This is a genomic window from Agrobacterium vitis, assembly GCF_014926405.1.
Classification (GTDB): domain Bacteria; phylum Pseudomonadota; class Alphaproteobacteria; order Rhizobiales; family Rhizobiaceae; genus Allorhizobium; species Allorhizobium vitis_H.
The window spans coordinates 1,607,730-1,633,525 of sequence record NZ_JACXXJ020000005.1 but is presented as its reverse complement, the minus strand read 5'-3'; the positions used below and the strand labels follow the sequence as shown (position 1 = coordinate 1,633,525).

The 25,796-nt window shown below is 55.0% G+C and carries 25 protein-coding genes; 13 read left to right on the top strand and 12 right to left on the bottom strand.

Going from position 1 to position 25,796, the window contains the following annotated elements:
* Positions 1–45: 45 nt before the first annotated feature.
* The 3 genes from rfbB to IEI95_RS18770 all read right to left on the bottom strand — a co-directional run bounded on the left by rfbB (position 46) and on the right by IEI95_RS18770 (position 2,175).
* Complete coding sequence (gene rfbB / locus IEI95_RS18780) at positions 46–1,104, bottom strand: dTDP-glucose 4,6-dehydratase (RefSeq protein WP_015915490.1); 1,059 nt, start codon at positions 1,102–1,104, stop codon at positions 46–48.
* A 69-nt stretch (positions 1,105–1,173) separates the two neighbouring features.
* Positions 1,174–1,737, bottom strand: coding sequence for a dTDP-4-dehydrorhamnose 3,5-epimerase (gene rfbC / locus IEI95_RS18775; RefSeq protein ID WP_156550836.1), 564 nt, complete (start codon positions 1,735–1,737; stop codon positions 1,174–1,176).
* 180 nt (positions 1,738–1,917) lie between these two features.
* Positions 1,918–2,175 carry a hypothetical protein gene (locus IEI95_RS18770; protein ID WP_156538654.1) on the bottom strand — a complete coding sequence of 86 codons (258 nt, stop codon included), beginning with the start codon at positions 2,173–2,175 and terminating at the stop codon, positions 1,918–1,920.
* Here IEI95_RS18770 and IEI95_RS18765 point away from each other — a divergent pair.
* The 9 genes from IEI95_RS18765 to IEI95_RS18725 are packed head-to-tail and all read left to right on the top strand — an operon-like array spanning position 2,174 to position 12,814.
* Positions 2,174–4,912 (top strand): tape measure protein, encoded by a 2,739-nt coding sequence (locus IEI95_RS18765; RefSeq protein ID WP_194416884.1) that lies wholly within the window; start codon positions 2,174–2,176, stop codon positions 4,910–4,912. The two genes, IEI95_RS18770 and IEI95_RS18765, sit on opposite strands and share 2 nt — an antisense overlap.
* Positions 4,909–5,535, top strand: a complete 627-nt coding sequence (locus tag IEI95_RS18760; protein ID WP_156538656.1) for a hypothetical protein — start codon at positions 4,909–4,911, stop codon at positions 5,533–5,535. Before IEI95_RS18765 ends, IEI95_RS18760 begins: the two co-directional genes overlap by 4 nt.
* Positions 5,535–6,221 (top strand): hypothetical protein, encoded by a 687-nt coding sequence (locus tag IEI95_RS18755; RefSeq protein WP_194416883.1) that lies wholly within the window; start codon positions 5,535–5,537, stop codon positions 6,219–6,221. Before IEI95_RS18760 ends, IEI95_RS18755 begins: the two co-directional genes overlap by 1 nt.
* Positions 6,214–6,645 (top strand): GNAT family N-acetyltransferase, encoded by a 432-nt coding sequence (locus IEI95_RS18750; protein WP_194416882.1) that lies wholly within the window; start codon positions 6,214–6,216, stop codon positions 6,643–6,645. The genes IEI95_RS18755 and IEI95_RS18750 overlap by 8 nt, the downstream gene beginning before the upstream one ends.
* A gap of 13 nt (positions 6,646–6,658) precedes the next feature.
* Positions 6,659–9,526 (top strand): phage tail protein, encoded by a 2,868-nt coding sequence (locus IEI95_RS18745; protein WP_194416881.1) that lies wholly within the window; start codon positions 6,659–6,661, stop codon positions 9,524–9,526.
* Entirely contained in the window at positions 9,523–11,019 is a 1,497-nt protein-coding gene (locus tag IEI95_RS18740) for a hypothetical protein (protein WP_156538660.1), read from the top strand. Before IEI95_RS18745 ends, IEI95_RS18740 begins: the two co-directional genes overlap by 4 nt.
* Positions 11,020–11,066: 47 nt before the next feature.
* Entirely contained in the window at positions 11,067–11,258 is a 192-nt protein-coding gene (locus IEI95_RS18735) for a hypothetical protein (protein ID WP_156538661.1), read from the top strand.
* Positions 11,242–12,309 (top strand): gp53-like domain-containing protein, encoded by a 1,068-nt coding sequence (locus IEI95_RS18730; protein WP_156538662.1) that lies wholly within the window; start codon positions 11,242–11,244, stop codon positions 12,307–12,309. Before IEI95_RS18735 ends, IEI95_RS18730 begins: the two co-directional genes overlap by 17 nt.
* 1 nt (position 12,310) lies before the next feature.
* Complete coding sequence (locus tag IEI95_RS18725; RefSeq protein ID WP_156538663.1) at positions 12,311–12,814, top strand: hypothetical protein; 504 nt, start codon at positions 12,311–12,313, stop codon at positions 12,812–12,814.
* A 6-nt stretch (positions 12,815–12,820) separates the two neighbouring features.
* Here IEI95_RS18725 and relB read toward each other — a convergent pair whose 3' ends face one another.
* Genes relB through IEI95_RS18710 form a run of 3 tightly spaced genes read right to left on the bottom strand, consistent with a single transcriptional unit; the run spans position 12,821 to position 13,697 of the window.
* A complete protein-coding gene (relB, locus tag IEI95_RS18720; RefSeq protein WP_234934236.1) occupies positions 12,821–13,102 on the bottom strand; it encodes a type II toxin-antitoxin system RelB family anti-toxin in 282 nt (93 codons plus the stop codon).
* Positions 13,103–13,111: 9 nt separating this feature from the next.
* On the bottom strand, positions 13,112–13,408 hold the full coding sequence (locus tag IEI95_RS18715) for an addiction module antidote protein (protein WP_156538664.1): 297 nt from the start codon (positions 13,406–13,408) through the stop codon (positions 13,112–13,114).
* Between the two features lies 1 nt (position 13,409).
* Entirely contained in the window at positions 13,410–13,697 is a 288-nt protein-coding gene (locus IEI95_RS18710) for a type II toxin-antitoxin system RelE/ParE family toxin (protein ID WP_156538665.1), read from the bottom strand.
* Between the two features lie 114 nt (positions 13,698–13,811).
* Between IEI95_RS18710 and IEI95_RS18705 the strand changes: the two genes are divergently transcribed.
* The 4 genes from IEI95_RS18705 (at position 13,812) to IEI95_RS18690 (ending at position 15,663) form a co-directional block, all read left to right on the top strand.
* Positions 13,812–14,420, top strand: coding sequence for a glycoside hydrolase family 19 protein (locus IEI95_RS18705; protein ID WP_194416880.1), 609 nt, complete (start codon positions 13,812–13,814; stop codon positions 14,418–14,420).
* Positions 14,417–14,659: a hypothetical protein gene (locus IEI95_RS18700; protein ID WP_156538667.1), complete on the top strand. Its 243-nt coding sequence runs from the start codon at positions 14,417–14,419 to the stop codon at positions 14,657–14,659. The genes IEI95_RS18705 and IEI95_RS18700 overlap by 4 nt, the downstream gene beginning before the upstream one ends.
* Positions 14,656–15,093 carry a secretion protein HylD gene (locus IEI95_RS18695; protein ID WP_194416879.1) on the top strand — a complete coding sequence of 146 codons (438 nt, stop codon included), beginning with the start codon at positions 14,656–14,658 and terminating at the stop codon, positions 15,091–15,093. Before IEI95_RS18700 ends, IEI95_RS18695 begins: the two co-directional genes overlap by 4 nt.
* 183 nt (positions 15,094–15,276) lie before the next feature.
* Positions 15,277–15,663 (top strand): hypothetical protein, encoded by a 387-nt coding sequence (locus IEI95_RS18690; protein WP_156538669.1) that lies wholly within the window; start codon positions 15,277–15,279, stop codon positions 15,661–15,663.
* A gap of 95 nt (positions 15,664–15,758) precedes the next feature.
* On the opposite strand, the gene IEI95_RS18685 is transcribed toward IEI95_RS18690, so the two are convergent.
* From IEI95_RS18685 to IEI95_RS18660, 6 genes are all read right to left on the bottom strand, one after another.
* Positions 15,759–17,300: a rhamnan synthesis F family protein gene (locus IEI95_RS18685; protein ID WP_156538670.1), complete on the bottom strand. Its 1,542-nt coding sequence runs from the start codon at positions 17,298–17,300 to the stop codon at positions 15,759–15,761.
* A 7-nt stretch (positions 17,301–17,307) separates the two neighbouring features.
* Positions 17,308–19,740, bottom strand: a complete 2,433-nt coding sequence (locus IEI95_RS18680) for a glycosyltransferase family 2 protein (protein WP_194416878.1) — start codon at positions 19,738–19,740, stop codon at positions 17,308–17,310.
* 334 nt (positions 19,741–20,074) lie between these two features.
* Entirely contained in the window at positions 20,075–22,096 is a 2,022-nt protein-coding gene (locus tag IEI95_RS18675) for a hypothetical protein (RefSeq protein WP_156538672.1), read from the bottom strand.
* A gap of 237 nt (positions 22,097–22,333) precedes the next feature.
* Positions 22,334–24,064 carry a polysaccharide pyruvyl transferase family protein gene (locus IEI95_RS18670; protein WP_156538673.1) on the bottom strand — a complete coding sequence of 577 codons (1,731 nt, stop codon included), beginning with the start codon at positions 24,062–24,064 and terminating at the stop codon, positions 22,334–22,336.
* Between the two features lie 817 nt (positions 24,065–24,881).
* Positions 24,882–25,589, bottom strand: coding sequence for a retropepsin-like aspartic protease family protein (locus tag IEI95_RS18665; RefSeq protein ID WP_156536542.1), 708 nt, complete (start codon positions 25,587–25,589; stop codon positions 24,882–24,884).
* Between the two features lie 3 nt (positions 25,590–25,592).
* A complete protein-coding gene (locus IEI95_RS18660; RefSeq protein ID WP_081355477.1) occupies positions 25,593–25,790 on the bottom strand; it encodes a DUF1289 domain-containing protein in 198 nt (65 codons plus the stop codon).
* Between the last annotated feature and the right edge of the window lie 6 nt (positions 25,791–25,796).

The window sequence follows — 25,796 nt, the reverse complement described above, 5'->3', positions numbered from 1 at the left end:
CGACCTGTCCGGTCAGGCCCGTCACCAGATAGCGCTTCACGCCGCTCATTTGCTCGCGGCTTTCAGCAGGCCAAGGCGGCTGCCATCATAGCCCTGGCGCAACGGTTCCCACCACCAGCGGTTTTCAAGATACCATTTCACGGTTTTCTCGATGCCGGTCTCGAAATTTTCCTGGGCCTTCCAGCCGAGTTCGGTTTCCAGCCGCGTCGCGTCGATGGCATAACGGGCGTCGTGGCCGGGGCGGTCGGTCACATATTGGATCAGCTTCTCATGCGGTGTACCCGACGGATGCAGCTCATCCATCAGCGCGCAGACGCGGGTGACGACGTCGATATTGCGCCGCTCATTGCGTCCGCCGACATTATAGGTTTCGCCGATCTGCCCACGCTCGGCGATGATATCAAGCGCCCTGGCATGGTCTTCGACATAAAGCCAATCACGGATATTGGCGCCATTACCGTAAACCGGCAGAGGCTTGCCTTCCATCGCGTTGATGATCATCAGCGGAATGAGCTTTTCCGGGAAATGGAAGGGGCCGTAATTGTTGGAGCAATTCGACACCACCACCGGCAGGCCGTAGGTGCGCGCCCAGGCCTTGGCGAGATGGTCGGACGCCGCTTTCGAGGCTGAATAAGGAGAACTTGGATCATAGGGGGTGGTTTCGGTAAACAGACCCTCATCGCCCAGCGATCCATAAACTTCGTCGGTCGAGACATGCAGGAAGCGGAAACCGTCCTTGCTCGCACCTTCCAGCCCCTGCCAATAGGCGCGGGCGCATTCCAGCATGGTGAACGTGCCGAGCACATTGGTCTCGACGAAATCCTTGGCACCGGTAATCGAGCGATCCACATGGCTTTCGGCGGCCAGATGCATGACGCGGTCCGGCTTGAAGCTTGCAAAAGCCGAGGCAATCGCCTGGCCGTCGCAGATATCGGCCTGAAGGAACCGGTAAAGCGGATTTGCCTCAACCGATTTCAGCGAGGTCAAGGTACCCGCATAGGTCAGCTTATCGACATTCAGGACGTCATAGCCTTTTTCAAGCACCAGATGCCGCACAACAGCCGATCCGATAAAGCCGGCGCCGCCGGTTACAAGTACGCGCATGATTTTCGATATCCCCTAGCGTTCATAGAGCAGACTGGCATGAAGCAGATTGGCAAAAATCAGAGGCGCTTAAGGCCGATAGACGAAATTCGTCTCAAGCTCGCTCAGTTTCGGCTGCTTCTTGTCCTTGTCAGACAGAATGGCATTATCTTCCGTCACCGGCCAGTCGATCGCCAGCGCCGGATCGTTCCACAACAGGCCCCGGTCATGATCCGGGCTGTAATAATCCGTCACCTTGTAGCTGATCACGGTATTGGGCTGTAATGTGCAGAAGCCATGAGCAAAGCCCGGCGGCACCCAAAGCTGGCAGCCGTTTTCGGCGGTCAGTTCGGCTTTCACCATCTGGCCGTAGGTTGGCGAGCCCTGGCGGATGTCGACAGCGACATCCAACAACGCGCCCGCCGCGCAGGAAACCAGCTTTCCCTGCGCCCTCGGGTCCAGCTGGAAATGCAGGCCGCGCACCGTGCCAACCTCTGCCGAAAACGACTTGTTGTCCTGAACGAAGGTGAAAGATCCCACTTCGCTTTCAAACAGGCTGGCGCGGAAGGTTTCCATGAAATAGCCGCGCGCATCCCCAAACCGCTTTGGAGTGATCAGAAAAACGCCAGAAAGCTTCGTTTCTTCAAACTGCATTCTTGTCCCTTCTTCATCGTGTCTTTGGCAATTAACCGTCCCGGCAGGCCGGAGCAAGCAAAATGCAGCATGGGACTGTCTTAATAGAACAATTATGACGCTATTCGGACAGTGCGGACAGGAGAACTTGGCGTTCAACACCCCTACGTCGGAACGGTTGTAGGTCTTCTACTGCCTCCGTCAGATCGGCGCGCCCTCAAGCGTGGCGGAAAACGGCTGGAAGGCAGAAGAACATTGGATCGGCGGTGCCATGTCGTCGTTACCGGCGTCGATCAGGTTCACGACCCGCACCCGGCGCAGCGGATCGGTCTTCAGCAGGTCGGCAAAGCTGACCGGGCCAGGACCGAGCGTGATTGCGGCAACTGATCTACGACCTATCCGGTCGGAGGCCGCCAGCCCAGCAACCCACTGAATCCTTCCAAAATTCGAGGCACCCATGGCAACCGATCTCGAAAAGCTTGTCGTGCAGCTTTCGGCCGACATCAAAGGCTATCAGCGCGAGATGCAGAAGGCCGCGAATGTGACCAGTTCACAGGCCCGCGCCATCGAGAACCGCCTGAAGCAAATGGACAGGCGTTTCTCCACACTCGGCACGTCCATGGCACGGGGCCTCATTGCTCCGCTTGCCGGGATCTCGGCCGCACTGACGGTGGATTCCGTCATCCATTATGCTGACGCCTGGACCAGCGCCAAAAACAGCCTGGCGGTGGCCGGCGTCGTGGGCGTCACTCAGGTCGCCGTCCTCGACCAGATTTACAGCTCGGCCCAGCGCAATGCCGCCCCGATTGGTGCCATGGCCGATCTGTTCGGCAAGGCTGCACAATCCGGTGATGCGCTTGGTGCGTCTCAGGCGGATCTGCTGAAGTTCACCGATGGCGTCGGCACGGCACTGAAGATCGAGGGCAAGTCTGCCACGCAAGCGCAGGGTGCGCTGACGCAGCTCGGCCAGCTTCTCGGCTCGACCCGCGTCCAGGCCGAAGAATTCAATTCGGTCAACGAAGGGGCGCGACCGATCCTGATTGCGGTTGCCAACGGCCTCAGCGCTGCCGGCGGTTCTGTCAGCAAGCTCAAGCAATTGGTGAATGATGGCAAAGTGTCCAACCAGGAATTCTTTCAGTCGTTCCTGAAGGGTTTGCCGACCATCCAGGGTATGGCCGCGAATGCCACCCAGACGATTGAACAGGGCGTAACCAAGGTGAACAACGCTTTCACCCGCTATATCGGCCAGACGGATGAAAGCCTCGGCGCGTCCCAGCGCCTGGTGGCTGGATTGAATGCCTTGGCGGATAATTTCGAGCAGACGGCCGATGTCGTCCTGAAGCTCGCCTCTGTCATTGCCGCCGCTCTGGTCGGCCGGTCCATCGCTCTGATGATTGCCAATCTCGGCCTGGCCACAGCGGCAGTTTTCCGGCTGATCGCGGCGCTGCGGGCTGCATCGTCCATGGCCGGTATTGCGACCGCCATCAGTGGCATCGGTGCGGCGGCCGGTCCGCTTGGTCTGATCATCGGCGGCACGGTTGTCGGTGCGCTTGCGCTGTTTTCGTCTTCCTCGGCAGAAGCCAGTCAGGCGGCAAAGACCTATGCGCAGGCGCTTACCCAGGTGCAGGAGCGCGCAAAAGAGGCGGCAACCAGCGTCGAAGGTGCGGCCAACTCGATCAGCGAGCGGACCCGCAACGCGCTTTCAGGTGGCGTCGAAGAAGGGAAAGCCCAGATCGAGGCGGCAAAAACAGCCGTGCTTGATCTCTTCACCCAGATCATCGACAACGCGCCACGCCGCCTTATCACTGAGGACCAGTTGAAGTCGCTTTCGGATCTGCGCGATGGTTTGAAGGAGGGCAAGGTCACCGCAGCCGGTGCAAGCGATGCACTCTATGCGCTGGCCAATTCCAACCCCAAATTCCAGAAACTGGCCGATCAGCTTGCACCACTGCTCGACAGGCTGAAAGAGGCGGTTGCCGCAACGGCGCTTTTGCAAAAGCAGCTTGGCGATGTCTCGACCATCGATCCGAAGGTCGCATCGGGCTATGGTCAGTATTCGAAGTCGCGCCAAAAGGGCGAGGAGATGCTGCGGATCGGCAAGGCCTACGCTGATGAGGCGCAGCGGCAGAACACGCTCTCGAAAGAGCAGCTGGCGGTTGAAGGCAAGATTGCTAAAATCAAGGCTGATCTCGCTAAAAAGGGCGGGATTTTGCCTGATGATAAAATCACATCTTTGGCAATTGCTGAAGTCAAAGCGGATGAGCGGCGCTCCGATTCCGGCAAAAAGACCGCCGTGCCGAGAGCGACGGCAGATGACCGGCTCGACATGGACATCCAGTCGATCCGGGATCGCACGGCAGCTCTGGTCGAGGAACAGGCGGCGGTTGGGCAATCCTACCGTGAACAGGAAAAGCGCCGCATGGCGCTTGATCTCGAACAGCAGGCGCTCCAGGATGCGCGTGAAGAGGCCCGACGCAACAATGATGAGAATTGGCGCACGGTCCAACTGACGCCTGAACAGATCACAAAAATCAAAGCGGCCTCCGAAGCCTATGCCGAGCAGGCCGATATTCTGCGTAAAGTCGAAGAAGCCCAGCAGCGGTCGCAACAGGCAGCACAAGAGTTTTACGATACCGCCAAATCCGCATTCTCGGATGTGATCATGGGGGCGGAAAGCTTTAGCGATGCGCTGTCCGGCGTTCTCAAAAAGCTGGGCGAGTTGGCCTTGAACAGTGCCTTCGACGGCCTGCTCGGCGGATCGTCCGCGACCGGTAGCGGTGGCTGGCTGACCGGCCTTGCCAAGGCGATTGGCTTTGCCGATGGTGGGTATACCGGGGCCGGGGGTAAATATGAACCTGCGGGCGTCGTCCATAAAGGCGAGTATGTCTTTGATGCGGATGCCGTTCGAAAGGCTGGTGGACCGGCTGGCCTGGACGCCATGCGCAAGCGGCTGAAGGGCTATTCCAGCGGCGGCTATGTCGGGCCAAGTGCGCCGCGCATACCGGATCTGTCCAGGGCGGCGGCTAGCAAATCCAGCGCGGTGCAGATCAGCATTAATCCGGTGATCGACAATCGCGGGGCTTCTGTTGAGGCTGTGGCACGACAAGAGCAGGCGATGAACAAGCTGCAAAAGACCTTGCCAGCTCAAATCGTGACTGCGGTGCGCGATGCGCGGGCAAGGGGTGTGAAGATATGACCATCGTCTATCCCATCGACCTGCTCGCGGATTTCCCCGGCTGGTCGACCAAGTTCGAACCGCTGTTTCGCCAGGAGCAATCACGCACCGCTGGCGGGGTGACTTACATCAAGGATCTGGGGTCGCCGTTATGGTCGGCGGCCTATCAGACAAAGCAGTTGAAGCCGAACGACCTCGACGGCTGGCGGGCGCGGATCGAGGTGCTGGAAGGCGGGCTGCAATACTTCCGGGGGTATTCCCTGTCGCGGTCCCGGCCCATTGCCTATCCGACTGGCAAGCCCGTGCCGGACAATGGCGTGGTGCTGTCGGCCATCGGTGGTGACAATAAGAGCGTGACGATCTCCGGGCTGGGTGCCGGTTATATGGTCTCGGTTGGTGACATGATCCAGATTGCAGGCAGCGGGCTTTACCGTGTTGTCGAGGGTGCGGTTGCCAATGGGGCCGGTGCTGCTGGTGCCTTTGAGGTGCGCCCGCATTTATGGCCGGGGACCGCTGTGGGGTCTGCGGTCACGCTGCTGCGGCCATCCTGCACGATGATGATCGTGCCGGGGTCGATTTCCTCTGAAGCCGATGCGTCCACCGGGCGCGGCTCTGTGTCTTTCCAAGGTATCGAGGTGCGCTGATGCGCTTATATCCTGCTGCAATCACCAACGCGCTCGCGGCGCGGCAATTGGTGGCGCGTGATTTTCTGTGGATCATCGCCCGTGACCGAACCACTGGAAACCCGGCTGGTGTCGGCTTCTGGTCGGATGTCGGCAATGTTTCCGCCGAGGTCGTGCATCCTGACACCGGCAACGCTGATGTCAGGAGCTTTTACGGCTCCGGCACATTGATCAGCGTCACAGAAATCCCGTTGGTCTCGACCCTGGAGGCGCAAAACGTCACCATCACCATGTCCCAGATTGACGATATGGTGGCGCAGGCGGTGCGGCTCTACGATTGCAAACAGGCCCGCGTGGAAATCTATCGCGGTCTGTTTTCCCCGCAAACCCGCAAGCTGGTGTCTCCGGCAGAACTGCGGTTCCTGGGCTTTATCGACACGATAGAGATCAAGACCCCCGCCGAAGGCGATACCGGCGCGGTGACGCTGACCTGCGCCTCCCATATGCAGGAAATCACCCGCTCCAATCCCGACACCCGGTCGGACGCCAGCCAGAAGCTGCGCAGCTCCACCGATAATTTCTATCAGGATACGGCGGTGGTTGGTGATTGGGAACTGTTCTGGGGGCAGACGAACGGCAAGATCTCGACCAGCAAGACCAGTAGCATGGCCGATTTCCTCAAGAACGCGCTGGCGAAAAATGGTTAGGTCTGGCACCCCGGCTGACCGCTTTTCTGTCGTCAATCTCTTGCGGCAAAGCCATGCGGCGGCGGGCTATGCCTTCCGGTTCGAGGCGGCGCGGGCCGATGCGCTGTACCGGCTGCACCTCGATAATCCGATGGCCTGCGCGTTGCTGCTGGAACGCGATGGCAGCGTGTGCGGCCTGTTGCTGGCATCGGCCTTCGATCATCCCTTCGGCGCTGGCCTGATGGCCAAGGAAACGGTGTGGTTCATTGCACCGCAGGCGCGGGGTCGCTCCGGCCTTATCATGCTCGATGCCTATGAGGCATGGGCCAAATCCATCGGCTGCACCTCGATCGGCATGGCGGCGCTTACCACCAACGATGTGTCGAGCCTCTATGTCCGGCGTGGCTATGTGCCTGCCGAGACCCATTTTATAAAACCCCTCTAAGGGCATCCCATCCATGGCAATCTTTTCTGGCATCGCCGCCATTGTCAGCGGCGTGGCGTCGGCACTTGGCGCGGTCTCAACCTTTATCGGTGGTATGGGCGTCATCGGCTCGACACTGCTGAAGGCTGCGGTCGGCGTTGGCTTGAACTATCTGGCCTCGGCTGTGGCGGGCAAGAACACCGCCTCGACGGCAAGCTTTGCCGTCAATGGGCAATTGCAGTCCGGTGGCACCGTGCCGCGCTCGATCATTTTTGGGATGACGGCGACGGCGGGTTCTTTGGTCTATGCCAATACCTGGGGCAATGCGGGCAAGACACCGAATGCCTATGTCACGCAGGTCATTGCGCTCGCCGATGCGCCGATCAAGTCGCTGCTGGTGCCTGTCGTCAATGGTGTCGCCTGCGAGATCGATTTCGATCATCCGCATGCTGAATACGGCTGGCCGGTTCTCGATTACCGCAAGGGCAATACCGATTACCTCTGGCTCAAGTTTTACGATGGCACGCAGACCCAAGCGGATAGCTTTCTGGTCAATCGCGTCTCGTCCACGGCCAGGCCTTACGAGAATACCCGCGTCGGCCATGGCGTTGCCTATGTGATCGCCACCTCGCGCGTGAACCAGGAGCTGTTTTCCGGCTTTCCTTCGTTCAAGTTCGTGCTGGACGGAATGCGGCTTTATGATCCCTCCAAGGATAGCTCGGTCGGCGGCAATGGTGCGCAGCGCTGGAACGACGCCTCGACCTGGGGCGGCGACGGCGACCGGCTGCCCGTTGTGCAGCTCTATGCCCTGATGCGGGGTATCCGCTGGAACGGTCAATGGCTCTATGGCCTCCAGACCGTGACCGAACGGCGCTTGCCTGCCAGTCACTGGCTTGCCCAGATTGGCAAATGCCGCACCCTGATCGAAGGCGCTGACGGCCTGGAGGCTACCTATCGCTCTGGTGCTGAGGTGCAGGTCAGTGCAGCTATTCAGGATGCGGCGCAAGCGATGCTGACCGCTTGCAACGGGCGGCTTGCCGAGATCGGCGGCACCTATAAGCCGTTTATCGGCGTGTCAGACGAACCGGTTATGAGTTTCACCGACGCCGATATTCTATCCACGGAAGAACAGAGTTTTGCGCCGTTCTTCGGTCTGTCTGATACTGTCAACGGGATCTCCGCGTCCTATCCATCGCCAGACGACGCTTGGAATATGACGGAAGCCCCGCCGCTCTATAACGGCGATTATGAGGTGGAAGACGGCAACCGGCGTCTGCTGTCGGATGTCAGCCTCGACTTCGTGCCTTACGCTGCCCAGGTGCAGCGGCTGATGCAATCGGCCCTGAAGGAAGCCCGTCGCGCCCGTCGTCATACCATTTCGATGCCACCAAAGTTCGGGGCATTGGAGCCGGGGGACATTGTCGCCACGTCCAGTAATCGCAATGGCTATGTCGAGAAGCGGTTTCGGGTGGATGGTGTTCTCGATCAGCCCAACCTTGATGTTGTCCTCGATATCACCGAAGTCGATCCGACCGATTACAGCTGGAACCAGGGCACGGATTATAAGCCACCCGTCACCGGCAGCGTGTCCAGCGGGGTGCCTGCTGCGCAACCGATGTACGGCTGGAAGGCCGAACCGGCGACGATCTCTGACGCCAATGGCAATCCCCGGCGCCCATCCATCAAGGTGATCTGTGCGCCCGATCAGGATGACGTGGCCAATGTCTGGGTGCAGGTGCGCTTGAAGGCAAGCCAGATGGTGGTGTTTGACAGCAATGCCACAGCCTATGCCGCCCCGTTTGAGTGGATCTTGAACGGCACGTTCCTGTCGGCTTCGCTCTATCAGGCGCGGGGCCGGTTCGTGCCTTATTCCAATCGCGCCACCGAATGGGGCGACTGGATCGATGTGCTGACGCATGATGTGCGGTTTCTGGCCGGGGCCGATTATGATCCGTATGAGGGCGCGGTCGGGCTCTCCGGCTTGGATGATGACCTGGCCAATCTCCAGGATTGGATTGGGGCTGGCCTGCGCGATGTCCAGGCAACCCTTGAGGAGCTGGATGCGCGCATTGCCGGTCTGGATCTGGGCAACGCTTATGCCCGCCAGCAATTGCGCCAGCAGATCAAGGCGGTGGCTGATGGCGTGACGGCAGACTGGAGCCTTGCCGTTGATGTGGTGGCCTCAGCCAATGCCGCAACAGTCAGCCGGGTCGAGACGCTGACCGCCAGCTTTAACAGCGTCACGGCGAGTTTTACCTCGCAGATTACCGCGCTTGGCAATGCCGATACAGCTCTTTCAAAGCGCATCGATACCTTGACGGCCTCGCTCGCGTCGTCGTCATCCAGCTTGTCGTCGCGGGCCGATGCGCTGGCGGCAGCAGATACGGCCCTGTCCAGCCGCGTCGATACACTGACCGCCTCGTTGGCTGACACCAAAACAGGGCTCCAAAATACCGCCACTGCCGTCTCGACCCTGCAAGCCAGTGTCGCCACCACCAATGGCAATGTCACATCTGTTGCCACGGCACTGACCTCGCTGACGGCGGCCTCTGCCAGTGGCGATGTCTCCACTGCCAATTTTCGCATGTCGTCCATGGGCGGGCCTGAGGGCTATGCCCGTATTGGTGCGGAGGCGCGGCAGGGCGGCAATGGCGGTTGGCGCAGTGCGGCCTGGTATCTCGATGTCCCCAATGACGCGAACCTGCCCAGCCGGTTCGTGGTCGAGGCTGGGCAATTTTTGGTCGTTGCCGGTGGCAATCTCAATAACCCGTTCGTGGTCGATGGTGCTGCCGTGCGGATGAATGTCGCCAATATCGGCACGGTGACAGCCGGTGAGATCCGTAGCTCGAACGGCAAGATGGTGATTTCCCTTAATGCAGGCACGATTGTGATTTCGTCATGACCAAAACCCTTATTGGCCTCGACTATACCGGCACGGCCTGCATCAAGATCACCAAGGGGGCCTTCGATCCGGCAACCACCTCGGATGCCGAGATATCGAAGTTTTACTATTCGTCCAAATGGGCGGCAGACTGCAAAGTCAATGCCATCCGCACCGGGGCGACCGGAACGTCGCCGCGTGGCTACTATCCGTCTGCCTCGTCCTGGACCTGGTGGAGTTCCGGCAATGGTGATGGTGGGTATCAGGACATCTATAAGAAGTCCTATTTTCCCGGCCTGATCTATGACCTGCCGCTCTATGACCGCAAGCGGGTCGATGCCAATGGGTTCTATACCCATATGCAGATGCTGGAGATGTATTTCGGGAGCAATGACCGAACGCAGGTCTGGAAGCTCGGCGACGGCGGGGCCTATCTGATGGGCTGGGCTGCCGCCAATGCCACCTATACCTTCACGGGGTATTTTGGGGCAACGGTCAAACCAACCGAAAGCTCGATCTGGCTATCAGGCACCGACAAGCTGGTCGTCTGGCAATTGCCGGGCGATGAGACCCCCATCCAGAACGGCACGCCGCAAGCGGCGGTGTCGGGCCAGCCACAAATCATCATCAGTTCGACTGATCTCAGGGTCAGCAAGCCGGGCTTCGATGTGAATACGGCGACGGGCAGCCAGCTGGCATTTAGCTCCTCGCAGATCCCGGCCAAGGTGATTGCCGCCGCCGATATCGCTGTTCCAAAAGGAACGAGCTATTTTGACTGCGGCATGGCGCTGCCCACCGACACGATCATCGAATGCCATTTCTATGCATCTGGCCAGCCGATCTATTTTCCGTGCCATCCTAACGATGGACCGTTCGGTGCAACGTTTCGGGCCAATGGCAATACCGTCGAGTTCTCCAATCCGAACGGGGCCTGCCGGGCGCGGGTGATTGTCTTTGCCGAGGCGCCGGCCAGTGCCACCAGCGGTGCGAACAATGTGCTGCGGCAATTCGATCAGAACGGTCAGCAGGTGGTGCAATTCCTGCGGCCTGGGGCAGGGGCATCGCCGGGTTTTGGCGATATCGTCATCGATAACCGATGGCCAGCCCTGCAAATCGTCAAGGAAGGCTATCTGTCGATCACCACCGGCAATCAGGCCAATACGATCAGCTACGATGCCACCGGCATGTTCACCTTTATAAAGTGGTGCACGGTCCACGGCAGCGGCACGGTTGAGGGTGGCTCGCTGTCGATCAACACCACCAAGTTCGTGCGCACGCCAAGGCTCGGCAAATACCGCACCTATAATGACAGCTGGGGATCTCCGACCTTCACCGGTGACACCAGCTATGTCCAATACACGGACACGGGTGCGACCTTCTACACCTTCCGGGGCAATCCGCTTTACGTCGCTTACTACAATCAAAGCGGCGGCGGAGTGCGCACCGAGACCGTCAACGATCCCGCTGCCATCATTGGCCTTCGCTACTACGTCTTCGGCGTAGCGCTGCCATAAGGCGGGGCTTTCTCCCCATGTCTTGCATTTCCACCGAAAGGCCTATCATGACCATGAACATTCACCCCGATGTCGCCTATCGCGAACTGTCCGCCCAGGCCGAGTTTCTGAAGCAGCGCAATCTGGCACTCGCCCAGACCTTGGCCGAGGTCAGCGCCGAGCGCGACCAGCTGCAAGCCGAACTGAATGCTTTGACCACCACCAATGAGCAGGAGAATGCCGATGGCGCTGCGCAGTGATTATAGGGCGGGCACGATCTCGGTTGCCACAGGCGCAACGGCCGTCACCGGCTCCGGCACGGCCTGGTTAACGGCGGGCTTTGCCGAAGGGGATCAGCTGTTTGCCGATGGATATTGCGGGATTGTCGGCGCGGTCACCAGCGACACGGCGCTGACATTGGCCCAGCCCTGGCGGGGTGGAATGCTGAATGGCGCGGCCTACCGACTGCGCTATCAGGGTGACGGGTCGCGGATCTCGGCGCAAGCCCGGCAGTTGATCGATCTTCTAGGCAATTCCGGCAATCTCGAAGCGCTCGGGGGCTTGCAGGGGCTCGCCAACCGGCTCAGCTATTTTACTGGATCGGGGCAAATGGGGCTTACCACCCTGACCGCCTTTGCTCGCTCGCTGCTTGACGATGCGGATGCGGCGACAGCACGCGCAACGTTAGGTGCTGTTCAACAGGGCGGGGGGACCAGCCAAGGCCCTAACATTGTTAGGCTCGGGTGGGCGGCTGATGGGTCGGGATTGTTGGCGCAGGTCGATGCCACGCCGATGGGTGCCCTTTGGACAAACGCTTATGTCGAGGGCGATCCTGCTGCCAGACGCGCAAAGCTCGGAGCGCAAGCTAATCTCGGCTTTACGCCTGTCCAGCAGGGCGGTGGAACCGGGCAAGGCGTCAACAAAATCTTCTTGGGTTGGGACAACACCTCGCTGCGAGGCCAGGTCGACTACGTCGATATCGGTCGGATCTGGTCAGATTTTGGGTCCGGCCGACAGATGGCCGCGACTGGCTACCAGAGGATACCAGGCGGCCCGCTGATCCAATGGGGATCATCCATGAACAGCAACTACAGCGACTATTACCAGCCGCTTCCGGTTGCTTTCACATCGGCATGTTGGGCGGTGGCGCCGGTTGCGGACAACGTCATGCCGGCGGCCAATGCTCTTTCGATCACGGTCTCGCAACTCACCAAGAACGGCTTTGATATTCGCTCGCGGGTTCTTTCAGCAGGCGGTGCGCTTAGCGGCCACGTCGGCACTTTAGTCCATTGGATAGCGATAGGAGATTGATATGGCGATATACGCGATAGTTGACGGCGATGGTTTTGCGAAAGCGTTTTATGATGAGGCGGTTCACGGCGCTCGGCAACTGCCGGTCTATGACGATGTTGGCGAGGTTACTGGCCATCAGTCAAATCCCGCTTGTCTGATTCCGGTTGAGGCGGTGGAGATCACTCAAGCGCAGCGCGGCGAGATGTTGAGCTTTCCATCCCTGCGCAAACTGATTGATGGGGTCGTGATTGAATACCAGCCACCTCCGGTCGCGCCTGTCATGCCGACGCTGACACCGCGCCAATTCTGGTTGGCCGCCTCGCGCATCGATGTCAGCAAGGCGGACGTGTTGGTGCTGGTCGATGGCATGGATGACAAACAGGCGGCTGCCGATCTGCGCATTGAGATTACCGAGGCGGTCAGCTTTGAACGGTCCAATCCTGCCGTTGACGAAGTGGCGACCTTGCTCGGTATTTCCGGCGAGCAGCTCGATAGCCTTTGGGTGTGGGCTGCGGGGTTTTAGGCGAATTTACGCCAGATCGTCCAGATCGACGCTAAGGGCCTTTGCGATCTTCTTCATCGTCGCAAAGCTTCCGTCTTTCTTGCCGCTCTCGATCTCGGAAACATAGGGCGCGCTGATACCGGCCTGTTCGGCCAATTCCCGCGCTGTCATCTTGCGAAACGTGCGCCAGACCTTGACCGGGTGTTCACCGGCAAGAAGCTGGTTGACAACTTCGGCGGGTACAAGTTCGTCGTCACCTGCGGCGATATTGGCCCTGACCGTGTCGGTTGCTGCGCTGTCGCGTTCCATCCGAGGAATTCACGCCGCCTGATTTTTGGTTGCAACGGTAAATCGCAAGCCTAGGGCATTCATCACGCCAAGCAGAGTGGAAAGCTTCGGGTCACCTTTTGCACTCAAGGCTTTATAGAGAGCCTCACGGGTTATCCCGGCCTGACTTGCGACATTCGTCATGCCCTTTACCTTCGCAATATTACCAAGGGCGACGGCGATCACTTTGGGGTCGCCATCCTCAAGCGCTGCTTCCAGATAGGCGGCAATGGCTTCGTCGCTGGTCAGAAAGTCCGTTGCATCCCATGTGCTGGTTTCAATGGTCATTTCAGATCTCCTTTGCTGCATCTTTGGCAAGTTTGATGTCCTTGCTTTGTGTGCTTTTGTCGCCGCCGCAAAGCAGGATGATGATTTCTTGGCCGCGCTGGACGAAATAAACACGATACCCGGGACCGTAATCGATGCGCATTTCCCCAATGCCCTCAAAGAACTTTGCATCGCCCAACAGGCCAAGCTCCAAGCGGTCAATCCGTATCTGAATGCGGGCTTGTGCCCTGATATCCCGGAGCGATTTGAACCACTTCAAAAACACATCCGTTTTGCGAACTTCGAACATGTGTAATCTATAGTTCACAGTCGATGTTGCGTCAAGTGGTGTGAACTATAGGACACACTAGCCGGTCTGACGCCACGAACGGCGTTCAAACTCTTATATAAAAGGATGATCATTATGGATCGCGCGAAATTCTTCGCGGCGGTGCGCTCGTCGTTGTTCGGCGGTGCGCTCACGCAAAATCAGGTCAATGGCATTACAGCCATTCTGAATGCCTGGCAGGCCAGCGATATGAAAGATCTGCGGTGGCTAGCGTACATGCTTGGCACGGCCTATCACGAAACGGCCCAGACCATGCAGCCGGTGCGAGAGACGCGCGCGGCAACGGATGACCAGGCTATTGCCATGCTCGACCGGTCATTCGCAAAGGGCACCATGCCCTGGGTGAAGTCGCCTTATTGGCGGATCGGCTCGGACGGCAAGAGCTGGTTGGGGCGTGGGTATGTGCAGCTCACTCACAAGGGCAATTATATCAAGCTCGGCGGTGCAATTGGCATTGACCTCGTCGCCAATCCGTCGTTGGCGATGCGTGAAGACATTGCCCTGAAGGTGATGTTTTTGGGCATGGGCGAGGGGTTGTTTACCGGGGCCAAGCTCGGAAATTTCTTCGTCGGGGCTAAAGCCGATTGGGTGAATGCCCGCCGTATCATCAATGGCAAGGAACGGGCGGCCGACGTGGCCGCCTATGCGAAAGCGTTTCATGCGGCTCTGGTGGGGGCGGCATGAACACCAATCTTCTCCATAACATCATCAACACGCTCATTGCTGCGATCCCGGCGCTGGCGCTGTTCGACTGGACGCCGTTCTTTAGCGAAGCGGTTTCCCTGAAGATTGTCGGACTGCTTGGCCTTGCCAAGATCCTGATCAACACCTGGCGCGATGGGCCTGCGGGGATGATGAAGCCCCAGCCTCCGGTTGGTTGGCAACCGGCCCATGACCGGGATCACAATGGTGATTGCCGATGATTGCTATCCCCCTGACTGCCTGGAGTGCTTTCAAGGCGCTCCGCGAAAAGCTCGACTGGCGCGGCATCGCCTTGATCGCTGCCGTCCTTATCGTCGGGCTAGGCCTGCATAGCTGGGCGTCGTCGCTGAAAGAAGCTGGCCGGACTGAGATCCGCCAGCGGTGGGCAGAGGCCCAACGCAAGGCAGACTTGCTCCAGCTCGCCAAGATCGAGGCCCAACAGAAACAGATCAATGCCGCCGATGCGGCCTTGGTCGCCACGATGGCCGCCCATGTGGGGCAGGTCGCAGGACTAGAAGCTGCACTGGACAATGAAAGGAAAAAGACCAATGCGAAACCGAGTGCTGCTGCTGGGGCGGGTGCCGCTCCTGCCTGCCCTGCTATGCCTGACGGGGTGCGAAACGCTCTCAACGCCATCGGCGCAACCGACCGCTGATCGTAAACCAAGCGTCTCGGCTGGTATCATGGCTGATTGCGATGCACCTGTGTTTATTCCTGCTGGCACGGATCGGACGGCTGAATATCGGCTGTGGGGTAGGGACCGAAAGGCGTTGGCCGATTGCCGCGCCACAAATGCCGCCAAGGCAGACACTATCAACGCTTTGCAAGGGGGCGGGACGTGACCGACGAACCAGCTGCAAAACCGCCGAAATACAATATCAACACCTGGATCAATCTCACGACGCTGGTCAGCATCATCGCTGGCGGCGGCTATGCCTGGGCGCAAACCAATAGTGACATTGACGAGTTAAAGCGATGGCGGGTTGCCGTGGAAGGACGGCTTGGCAATGCCGATGGTAAGATTGAGGAGCGCTTCAAGGTCAATGAGGTTGAGCTGCGCAAGCTCGATAATCTTTCCTACCGCGTCACTGTTGCCGAACAATCAGCCACATCGATCTCACAGGCCATCAAGGAACTGCAAATCACCGCCAGCGGGCAAAGCGGCGACCTTCGGGTGATGCGGGAAATCTTGCAGCGGATCGAGGCGGCGCAAAAGCAACGCTGAATCCAGAAGGCCGGAAAATCGCTTTTCCGGCTTTTTATGTCACTTGGCAACGGGTAGCTGCGGCCTCACGGCAACTACGGTGGGCCTAGATTAGCTTACTGTTTGGCTTGGCGCGATTTGGCGTCGTTGCCACACCTTTGCGTGCGCAGGCCGGCTGCTTCAGCGTCTATCAAAAAATAAGGCTGTGTTTCAAAACCATTTAACCGGACCATCTCTGGAAGTAGCCTCTCGAGAACATGCGCCGCCGTTCCGTCAAGCTGCCCTTTTTCAGGCCCGAAAAGATTTTCTAGTGAATCATATTCGAGAACACTGGCGAGTGCCTTCACCCTGTAAAAAGCCATGGAACCGGCCGCATACTCACCTAGTGCCTCAAAACTACATTCCAAACGAAATTTTTGCGCGATGTATCGGATGGCGTCTTTATTTTGTTCTTCTTCCGTAAAGTGTTTAATCATGCTGAAATTTTCCGGGTACATCATACCCACATCGCCCCGATCTTGGAATTGATCGATTATGCCTTTCAGCAAAGGCTCGTATCCAATGGTTTGATCGAAGAGATACCGACGCCAGTTGTCACCCCATGCAATATGCGGGCTTCTCTTGGTGTGAAGATGCAAAACCAAATCTGACTTTCGCCATATCGGGCTGGCATCAATAAGAAAAGGCGCAATGTCGCGGCCTCTGTTCTCGACCACGAGAATGTGGGTGTTTTGCCGCTGATTGAAGTCGACAAGAAGATTCTCCACTACTTCTGCATCACTCTCATTGCAAACAGTTACCACGAGGTAGAACGGCAGCGTCAAACACTGAAGCCGATCAACGATCTCATCGAACAATTCAACATAAAAACAATGGACATGAATACAGAGGCTCAATTGCAAAGCCACTGGATTCGAAGAATTTATGGTTATGTCCTCGGAGAACGGTGGTTTCGAAAATAGTTGTACTCCTGGTCGGCTCTCCACGTTAGCCGGAAACTTCTGGCCCACCTCCATGCTCTCAATGCAATGCCGGAAAGGGTTTTGCCCGCGGCGAAGGCCATTCGCCTTACGATAGTAATACCCGTCAAAATCCGCCCGAGGTTGGCGATCCTCCGAAAAGCCCCAATGCATATAATGCATAAAGGCTCCAGCAGGTGTCGCTGCGGCATCCGGGTATTCTTTTAAATAGAATTCAGCATCGAAAAAATCACGATATCGCGTCCATTTTTTACGTAATCTACGTCGCTCGGCTGAGGTGAATGAAACGGGTAAAGACAGATCAGTCGCAATTCCGAAACACTCGATGTGACTTTGCCAAGCATAGGAGCCATAGAGCCGGATACAGGCCTCGGCGAGGTCAACGTTTAACGCCTCTAGGCGAGGATGGGCTTTCGTAAAAGACTGAACATTAAAATATTGGAAAGGAGAGCGACCTTCCTTCCAGCCATTAGCGACGTAGTGGTAGATCGGGTCAATTCCAGAGGCATGAACGTCAATATATGTATTTAAGTAAAAAACAGGATCAAAAAAAATTAAAACGCCTTCTTTCTGTTTCCTATATTTGCCATCTGTCTTTAATGAAAAAATAGAGTTCGCCACATTGAAAATGTGGCGAACTCTATTTAATTGAAATATAATAAATCTTATGGAATTCATAAGACAACTACACTCGCTTTAAGGCCTTGAATATACCGGTCCTCCTAGAGAACTTCGGATTGTAGTAGGGGTCATTATCTAGAACCACCTGCCATTTTTCTTTGAAAGCCACGTGTTCTTTAGCAAAGCGTGCAATTTTTTGAGGCTCAAGATCAGATGAACGGCTCAAGCTTTCTCTGTGCTCCAATACGGTCTCCGCACGCCAAATGACTTTCTTACCCAGGTTCCTTATTTTAAGGCACAGGTCAACGTCATTAAAAGCCACCCCAAAGTTTAATTCATCAAAACCTGATACGGCGTGGAACACGTCCGATGAGCAAAGTAAACATGCGCCGGTAACCGCAGAAAGCTCTTGACTGCAAAGGCCTCTCCCCATGAAGCCAGGATCATGTGCTTCATGTCCTTTGTAAGGGTGATCAGCGATGCCACCGTTTACGCCAACAATAATACCTGCGTGCTGGACGGTGCCATTTTCGTAAAGAAGTTTGCACCCAACAGCACCAATGTCACCGCTACGTAATAATTCGCCGACAAGTTCCGTCAGCCACGTAGGATCACTGACGATCACGTCATTATTCATAAAAAGAAACGCATCTGCCTTCAAATTCTGAGCGGCAAAATTGTTTATCCTGGAATAGTTAAACGCGAAATTAGCATCCATCATCCTGACGTTATCTAATTTTTCTATCTCGTCTCTGAAACTGTCAGCCTCAATAGACAATGAAAAATTATTAACGAGTATTATTTCGAAATTCTTATAATCCGTATTTTCCAAGATAGAATATACGCATTTGCGTGTCATATCTATTTGATCTTTAAACGGAATAATTATCGAAATTTTTGCACTTTTTTCTTTGTAGTTTACAACGTAATTCGTCATGTTGCCGCGAGAGGTAACCGATGCGGCGATGGAATTTCTGTCGACATACGCTTGAACAGCCGCGATCCCCGCTTTGATCGCGTACTCTTTATTGTCAATTGTGCTCGCAGTGCTGTTGGGCGTCTTTCTCCAATGATAAAGAATCTCAGGGATATGATAAATCCGGTTTTCTGGAATTATTTCAGAAAGCCTCAGCACAAAATCATGGTCCTGCGCACCGTTATATTTTGTATGAAGTTTTCCGGCCTTGCGGACCATTTCAGCGCTGACAATCAAAAAGTGGCACACATAGTTCTGCGCCATCAAAAGCCGCAGGTTCCAGTCCGACTTAAGGTTCGGCTCTGAAAAATATCCCGCATCATCGATTTTATCTTCATCGCTATATACCAGCAATGCATCATTGGCGACGAGAGCGTCGACCATAAATTGTATCGCGCAGAATTCTAGCAGGTCATCATGGTCGAAAAACGCTATCAAATCCCCTGAACAATTCGCAATGGCTACATTGGTAGCCTCACTAATGTTTAAATTTTTAGTTGATTTAATTAATTTTACGCGAGCATCACGACGTGCGAACTCGTCCAGTATAATATCAAGTTCTGGATCATTGCTGGCGTCGTCAACCAATACAAGTTCTATATTTTTATATGTCTGACCTAGAACCGACTCAACAGCCATCTTGAAGTCACGATATCGCGGACGATATACCGGGCAAATGACGCTTACTAAAGGAATGTTTGCTGACTTGATTTCTGGAACTCGACGGTTCAAATCGTCAAAATACTCTACAGCCCAGTCATTGTAGCTATCTAAAGAAATATATGAATTTTCCGTATGTTCCGCAATTTTCAAATTTAACTGCCACAGATCTGCTATGTTTTTATCCAGTGCTTTATGGATCAAGCCGATCAAAGCGCCATCATCGTTACTAAGGCTAGTATATGTAATGGGTGAATTAGTCAGCGGCCATCCATCAGATACAGTTTTGACTTCTATGCGGACGTCCTGCTGTAAAAAGAAAGGAGGCAATGGATACGAAAACCCACACTCAGTATCGCCGTTCAAAATATGTGCGACATCAGGCCTGCGTTGATTCGCTATTACCTGCCCAACAAGCGACGAATTGCAGTAGATGGCCAGAGTTACCCCGCCTTTTTTCAAGGGGCGACCGTCGATATTTTCTAGAACCCAACCTGAAACAGTTCCGGCACTGACTTTGTCGACATGACCGGAAAAACGAGATGGAGCATTGAAAACAATTTGGCTGCCTGACTGATTGGGAATCAGGCTCTTAAGTGAGACGCCAGTATCTGATTTGATCTCAATTTTATGTGGTTGCCCGTCGCGATACGAATTGGGGACGGAGTAAGAAAATCCTGTAGGAATATTTATGTTGTGATAAGAGTTAACATCCTCACGCATAATATCACAAACGATTTCATCAGCATAGGATCCGTCTATGTAGACTTTAATACTCGAAGATCTTGCACCCTTCACGCCGAGAGACCATCCCCACACCGTGCCGCCATCAATTTTTTCTATAAAACCGATTTTTTTCATATTAGTGCTGGACCTCGGGATTGTTTTGGTGATGCGAAGCTACGCTGAAGGCGCGTGAAGCAGTTGTTGAACCACTCCCATTTGGGAGATCTAGTTCCATCAATTTGGTTAGCGTGCGGTCGGCTTTCTATGTCAAGGGCCCTAAGCTGTAAACCCTTGGTGAGATTTTTAGCGCCAATTTGCCCGATAGGCTTTCACACTCGCATTTCGATTGCTGGTCTAAATTTCGGCCCTGCAATAGGACGACATAGATGTGTGGTTACATTATGGAAACAGTTCTCGCCTCCACAGTTTGGGCACAGCTAAGAAAAATTTCGTTCATTGGCGGACCTTATCAGATGTGAAAGATCGAACGTCCCTCATGCTGGCCGTGACGCAAAAAATGCTGAAGCGGGTTGACGTTCGCAACCTGAATATCTGGATAGGCTGCAAGATAAAATGCAGTGGAAAATTTCCTTGAAGGGTCTCTCCGTTCCTTCCAGCCGTTGATGTGGTAGTGCCATAGCGGATTGATTCCGGAATTGCGGATATCGTCGTATTGGGACAGATACCAATGGGTATCAAAAAATGCGTTCGGCCAAAGGCCTTGCGAGAAGCCCGCCTTAACGAAGTGCAAAGCAGCATCTATTGGTGCAGAAGGCGGCGTGATAAGAGCGTTCTTGAGCTGACTGCAATAGAAATCAAAGTCAAACAAATCGCTTGCCAGCAATTTGCGAGCTAGGCGCTTGTCGGCTCCGGGATCAAGCTTCCCAAAAAATGATTGCTCGAGCCGCTTTTTTGATGCCGCCAGCGCAGATTGAACATTTATCAAGTCCTCTTTCAGTCGAGTGTTTTGCCCGTCTCGGCCTGCCAGTTCTTCCTGCAGTGCTTTGGTCTGTGCGTCTCGGCCTGCCAGTTCTTCCTGCAGTGCTTTGGTCTGTACGTCTCGGCCTGCCAGTTCTTCTCGCAGTTCTTTGGTCTGTGCGTCTCGGCCTGCTAGTTCCTCTCGCAACACGGTAACCTCCGACTCCTGGTTCACAAGGTCGTGCTGCAATGCGTTGACTTGGGCCTCTAGTTTCGTCAGATCATGATCGCGCTGATCTCGATCTGCTTGTAGGTTAACGCAGGCCTCCATCGCTGTTTGTAGCTCGTCCGCGAGAACGTCGACCCGAGACATCAGCTGTTGACATTCTGTCTGAGCGCTAGTTAGTTCCTCTTCGAGGCGTTGCCGGTCCTTATTGGCATGCTCTAGCGTTTCCTGAAGCTCCGCGATACGAGCGAGAGAGTGATTTGAGTTTTGCTCTATAGCATCGCGCTCAAGAATCAGTGTCTCAGAAGTCTGGCGTGCGGCTTCCAATTCAGTTTCAAGACGCTGCCTCTCATTCCTTACGTGTTCAAGTGTGCCTTCGAGCTCATTGAGCTTGTTTGTATGATAAGCGTCACTGTCATTTTGCGCATTTTGCAAGGCGTCGCGGTCTCGGACAGCCGCTTCCAAAGAGCGGTTTGTTTCCTCTATGCTGATTTCATATTCGATGAGCAGGCGACCGAAAATTGCACCTGAATTGTTGAATGCCTCTCTTACATCAGTCAGCGCTGTCCGCGCTGCCTTTGACTGTGGCGATTTAGAGAGCTCCTTTAAGGCTTCATAAGTTTCCATAGCCCAATGATTGACCTGCCGCAGTTGGGGAAAAGTTTTTTCCTCAGAAGCATGATGTTGTAAGTCCCGCGAGAGGAAATTTTCCACTTCAGCAATGGACCTATCCGAAAGGCGCGGCCAAGTGAGACCTGTTTCGGTTGAAATAGCTTCGCAGGTGCCACGCCAATCGGTGAGAAAATCCTGCCAGGTGAAGATGGCGCGCGGAAGGTCTCTGGTTTCGACCTCGGCATCCAAAACATGCCGCAGCCAGAGCATTATGACATGCGTCATGTGCATTTTGTTGCGATAGTTCAGTGACTTTGCCGTATCCCAAGGAGACCGCAGCGGCATAACTACATGAACGGTTTTTCCCATTCCCTCAAGAACCTGTCGCCAAAACGGAAAAAACCGACAGATCCGTGGGTCTTTAATAACCGGAAGCAGAGCCGTGTCGAACTCTTCAGCAAACGCTTCTCTTGCTCTCGCTTGGAAATTCCGTGCGACGGTGCTGTTATACCAATCTGGATTGAATTCGCGCCAATCATCCCACCGGGTCCCAGCAGAAGCTAGAATTTCATCGTTGAGCTGAGCAATGACATTGGATTCAAAATAACCGCGCTCATTAAACGCGCTATTTGGCATCAAGTGCTGAGGTGCGCCCCCTCCCAGCTTAACCAAGGTACCGGCAACCGAGCTTGTGCCGGTCCGATGCATACCCAGCACCATAACAACATCTGACATGGCATTTCCCCTCATATTCCCACAAAGACTCCTATAAAGAACTTCCTAATTTTTTCAGTAACAAACTGCTAGATTAATTTGGGTTTCTTATCCTCACGTCCTTTGAACCGGCTGTTCCATAGCATTGAAACCAGAACCTTTGCGGCAAGGGTTCGATTCGGTGTGCGGATGATGGGGCGTTTGTTGAAACGCACGTGGGTTATGGGTGCCTGTCAATTTATTGGAGGCATCTCAATCCTACAACGGACCGTTGAATTTAAATTTTTCGTTTGCCAACCCGGCCACCGCGTCGAACATTTTATCGATTTGAATTTGAGCCGCCTCCAAATAACTGTCCCGGCGCTGTATGAAGGCCGGACTTCGCTGCATCTCGAAACGCGACACGAGCTCATTTCGTTTGTGCTCAGCTGGAGCAGAGATCCAATCAGTGCCAAGGAGGCATTCCTCAGCTAAGCCCGCATCACGTAGAAAGCCCTCAATCTTAGCAGTGTTAGAGCTTAGCGCGCAGACTGGACGACCAGCACAAAGTGCAGCAATCAACCCATGGAACCTACCCGTGACCCAAGATTGGGCTGTCATAACATCGGTCAGTTGTAGTAATCGAGGCCAAACTGACCCTGATCGCGCGGCAACTGCAGTTCTTATAGTGCGTAGGTTACCTCCAGGCATCGCATAAAATGGAAAGCCCCCTTCTTCTGCAAAACCAAGAAGCGCATCAGTAGCTGTTTGCACGACGCTGTCCATAACTCCGATCTCGTGCTGGGGCGGCAAAAATTGTCCACCGCGCGCCATTCGAAAAAACAACTTAATCGACACATCAGGTGTCACTTCAGCATGCATCTCACTCGGGAGAGCATCGCATGAGATGCTGTCGCGGACATGGATCAAGTCTGCTGCCTTTAGTGCGGAAAGCATGTTGTCGGGATTAAACTCCCAAACTGAGTTTACAACTGCGACACCAATTTTTTGCTCTTTTGCATCTTCGCAGATCGCCAATAGTTCGGCGGCGCGCTGCGAGCCGTGATGGAGTGTACCTTCGCCGTTCAGAACGACTAGCGTGGGCTTAGATAATCCTTCGGCAAGGAGTTGATTGAACCTCTCACGGTCATTAGCCCAACCAATCTCGTGGAGCCCGCGGTTAGCTAAGCTTTCACGGATCGCGGTGCAGGCATAAACAGTTCCGATGTGAAAGCTACCTCCCAGCCGACCTGTATCATTTAAGAGTATATAGCTAGGCCGGTCGAGTTTCATCGGGACTTGCGCGGGATCTGGTATTGGAGCAGGAGCGTGGTGGACTGGCGAAAGGTAATCGCGCCACTTATTGAACGTCGCCATTTTAGAAAACCGTGCAAACGGCGTATCGCTCAAAAGAGCCCGGTTAATCAACTCTCTGCCTATCTTTCCACTCAATGTCTCCGGCCGCACGGCTCGATCTATCCGTCTAAGCAGATTGATGGGCATGTCGCCTTTTCCCGGCATAAAGGCTGTTAGGCCATCGAACAGGGGCATTCGTCCTTTAATATGAGATTTATCGACCTCGACCGAAGCAGTCATGAGCCGCTCAGTTTCTGTAAGTTTAAGGGTATTAACAAAAAGGCTGACCAAAATAGCGACTTGCCCTTCGCTTTCATCAAGCGAACAGTCGCAGATTGTATCGCAAGCCGAAACCAGCCAGCGGCTGTCTAGCGTCTCAAGTAGAAAATCAGCATGCGCGGCCCACAGCGCACAAAAGTGATCGTAGACTATATCTACAGCCACACCCCGACGTACCAACATGTTCAACACCGCATGCACGAGTTTGAGTCGGGACTGCCCAGCGAATTCCCGTTCCAGCATTTCGACCTGCTGCCGAATATCACTGTGAAGGCCAAATGATGGAACAAAGGAACAATCTGTCACAATTTCATTACGCAGCCGCTCAAAATCGAGCTGCTTTTCAGAGGTATAATCGGCGATATCTGGATACATATTTGGTCCAACGGATTAGATGCTAAAATTGGAATAAACATATCTCTGTCTGAATGCTAGAGCCGTGCTTTCACCGGAATCGGTGTTTGGCCCGCTGCTGGTTTATCGGACACAGAGTTAGGCTAGTCCCACCTTGTTTTCAAATTCCATGGTGTTGAGATAGCCGAGTATCGAATGGGGACGGTTCGGGTTGTAGAAGCGTTGAATATAATCAAGAACGTCCGCCTTTGTATCGTCTCACTCCAGGATTCTGGCAGCGTTTCGATCCGGTACTTCTTTTTGGATGATAGCGCATCGTTTGTCGTGGTCGTTCGTTTTTACGTGGGACACTCTATAGCTAACTATTTGTTTTTTAGAGATATGCAAGGGTCTCATGTGGGACACTGTGGGTCCTGATTTTAAGTCTCTTCCCCCAACGTTACATTCGTCTCGACCGCACCAAGAACCCGGCTTTAGGCCGGGTTTTTCTTTTTTGTTCAACAGCCTAATTTTTTGACGTGTCTGGTTTCGGAGCGTGGTCATCAAGAGATTTTAGCGCTCCAAACACCAGTTTTCAGCATTCGATGGATGGCTTTAGATCGTGCTGTTTTTGGCTTCTGAATGGCCCTGATTTCGCAGCGTGGGCATCCTACTTCGTGTGACTGTTCGGCGAGAATTATCCAGGTTCAGATTGAACCAAACAGGCACTCATTTCTCATGTTTTGTTTGTCCTTCGGGAAAACCCGGTTTCCACTCTCCTTGTACAAACTCTCATGCATCAAAAGCGTGAGATATTCGAAAACGGAAGGCGAGCTGTCAGCTTCAATGGCTCTTCGTATTAGTCCGTTAGGCGCAGTTCGTCGCCGCGGATCTGGATGCTGTCTAGCGTCGAGAGAAAACTCATACCAAGCAGGCTGCCGTCCATTCGGCCCGGCTGGGTGATCAGGGCGCGGACATTTTCCCGGATTACGGGGCCAATGGCCACCTGCCGCAGGCGCAAGGGGGAGGCCAGCGCCTCGCCATTGGCGGTGCTGACGGTGACGCTATAGTTCAAGTCATCAACATTGATGCCGATGCTGGCGGCATCTTCGGCCCGCAGCACCACGGCGCTGGCTCCGGTATCGATCATCATCGGGATATCGACACCGTTAATGCTGACAGTTGCCGAAAAATGTCCGGAGGAGCCTCTTTGCAACACGAGTTGGCTCTGGCCATCGCCGGTCGTGGTCACGACGGCACGCCCCGGAACCAGTCCCGCCAGCACCCGGTCTGCGACGGAAGCCGCATCGTTACGGTAGATATAGCCGGTTACGAGGATCAGCGCGATGAGCACCCAGGCGGCGGCAAATCGCAGGTTCTGGCCCAGGTTGTGGCGGCTGGCGACAATGCCTGCCGAAAGCATGAGCGCAAAGGGCAGAAGGGTAACGACACGGGCGAAGTCATCATTATCCATGCCGAAGCTCTGGCCGCTATCGCGGTTGATGATTAAAACCGCAGTTCCTGCGAGCAGGATGCCGATGACAATGCCAAACCCACCGAGCTTCATGGTCTAATCCTGTTCTACCGGCAGAGACCCTCGCAAGCTCAGCATGATTTCTGTCCGTTGCCGCTCGCTATAGCGCGACCAATTGGCGATATCGTCCAGGCTGCGCCCGCAACCCAGGCAGAAGGCGCTGGTCTCGTCCAGAGTGCAGATGCCAATGCAAGGCGAGGTGGCGCAGGGCGAAGAGGCTTGAGCGTTTGTCATGCTGAT

Bases quoted from the DNA above. Each gene is read 5' to 3' on its own strand.
- rfbB (WP_015915490.1), bottom strand. From the start codon at position 1,104: ATGCGCGTACTTGTAACCGGCGGCGCCGGCTTTATCGGATCGGCTGTT.
- rfbC (WP_156550836.1), bottom strand. From the start codon at position 1,737: ATGCAGTTTGAAGAAACGAAGCTTTCTGGCGTTTTTCTGATCACTCCA.
- IEI95_RS18765 (WP_194416884.1), top strand. From the start codon at position 2,174: ATGGCAACCGATCTCGAAAAGCTTGTCGTGCAGCTTTCGGCCGACATC.
- IEI95_RS18770 (WP_156538654.1), bottom strand. From the start codon at position 2,175: ATGGGTGCCTCGAATTTTGGAAGGATTCAGTGGGTTGCTGGGCTGGCG.
- IEI95_RS18760 (WP_156538656.1), top strand. From the start codon at position 4,909: ATGACCATCGTCTATCCCATCGACCTGCTCGCGGATTTCCCCGGCTGG.
- IEI95_RS18755 (WP_194416883.1), top strand. From the start codon at position 5,535: ATGCGCTTATATCCTGCTGCAATCACCAACGCGCTCGCGGCGCGGCAA.
- IEI95_RS18750 (WP_194416882.1), top strand. From the start codon at position 6,214: ATGGTTAGGTCTGGCACCCCGGCTGACCGCTTTTCTGTCGTCAATCTC.
- IEI95_RS18745 (WP_194416881.1), top strand. From the start codon at position 6,659: ATGGCAATCTTTTCTGGCATCGCCGCCATTGTCAGCGGCGTGGCGTCG.
- IEI95_RS18740 (WP_156538660.1), top strand. From the start codon at position 9,523: ATGACCAAAACCCTTATTGGCCTCGACTATACCGGCACGGCCTGCATC.
- IEI95_RS18735 (WP_156538661.1), top strand. From the start codon at position 11,067: ATGACCATGAACATTCACCCCGATGTCGCCTATCGCGAACTGTCCGCC.
- IEI95_RS18730 (WP_156538662.1), top strand. From the start codon at position 11,242: ATGGCGCTGCGCAGTGATTATAGGGCGGGCACGATCTCGGTTGCCACA.
- IEI95_RS18725 (WP_156538663.1), top strand. From the start codon at position 12,311: ATGGCGATATACGCGATAGTTGACGGCGATGGTTTTGCGAAAGCGTTT.
- relB (WP_234934236.1), bottom strand. From the start codon at position 13,102: ATGGAACGCGACAGCGCAGCAACCGACACGGTCAGGGCCAATATCGCC.
- IEI95_RS18715 (WP_156538664.1), bottom strand. From the start codon at position 13,408: ATGACCATTGAAACCAGCACATGGGATGCAACGGACTTTCTGACCAGC.
- IEI95_RS18710 (WP_156538665.1), bottom strand. From the start codon at position 13,697: ATGTTCGAAGTTCGCAAAACGGATGTGTTTTTGAAGTGGTTCAAATCG.
- IEI95_RS18705 (WP_194416880.1), top strand. From the start codon at position 13,812: ATGGATCGCGCGAAATTCTTCGCGGCGGTGCGCTCGTCGTTGTTCGGC.
- IEI95_RS18700 (WP_156538667.1), top strand. From the start codon at position 14,417: ATGAACACCAATCTTCTCCATAACATCATCAACACGCTCATTGCTGCG.
- IEI95_RS18695 (WP_194416879.1), top strand. From the start codon at position 14,656: ATGATTGCTATCCCCCTGACTGCCTGGAGTGCTTTCAAGGCGCTCCGC.
- IEI95_RS18685 (WP_156538670.1), bottom strand. From the start codon at position 17,300: ATGAATTCCATAAGATTTATTATATTTCAATTAAATAGAGTTCGCCAC.
- IEI95_RS18680 (WP_194416878.1), bottom strand. From the start codon at position 19,740: ATGAAAAAAATCGGTTTTATAGAAAAAATTGATGGCGGCACGGTGTGG.
- IEI95_RS18675 (WP_156538672.1), bottom strand. From the start codon at position 22,096: ATGTCAGATGTTGTTATGGTGCTGGGTATGCATCGGACCGGCACAAGC.
- IEI95_RS18670 (WP_156538673.1), bottom strand. From the start codon at position 24,064: ATGTATCCAGATATCGCCGATTATACCTCTGAAAAGCAGCTCGATTTT.
- IEI95_RS18665 (WP_156536542.1), bottom strand. From the start codon at position 25,589: ATGAAGCTCGGTGGGTTTGGCATTGTCATCGGCATCCTGCTCGCAGGA.
- IEI95_RS18660 (WP_081355477.1), bottom strand. From the start codon at position 25,790: ATGACAAACGCTCAAGCCTCTTCGCCCTGCGCCACCTCGCCTTGCATT.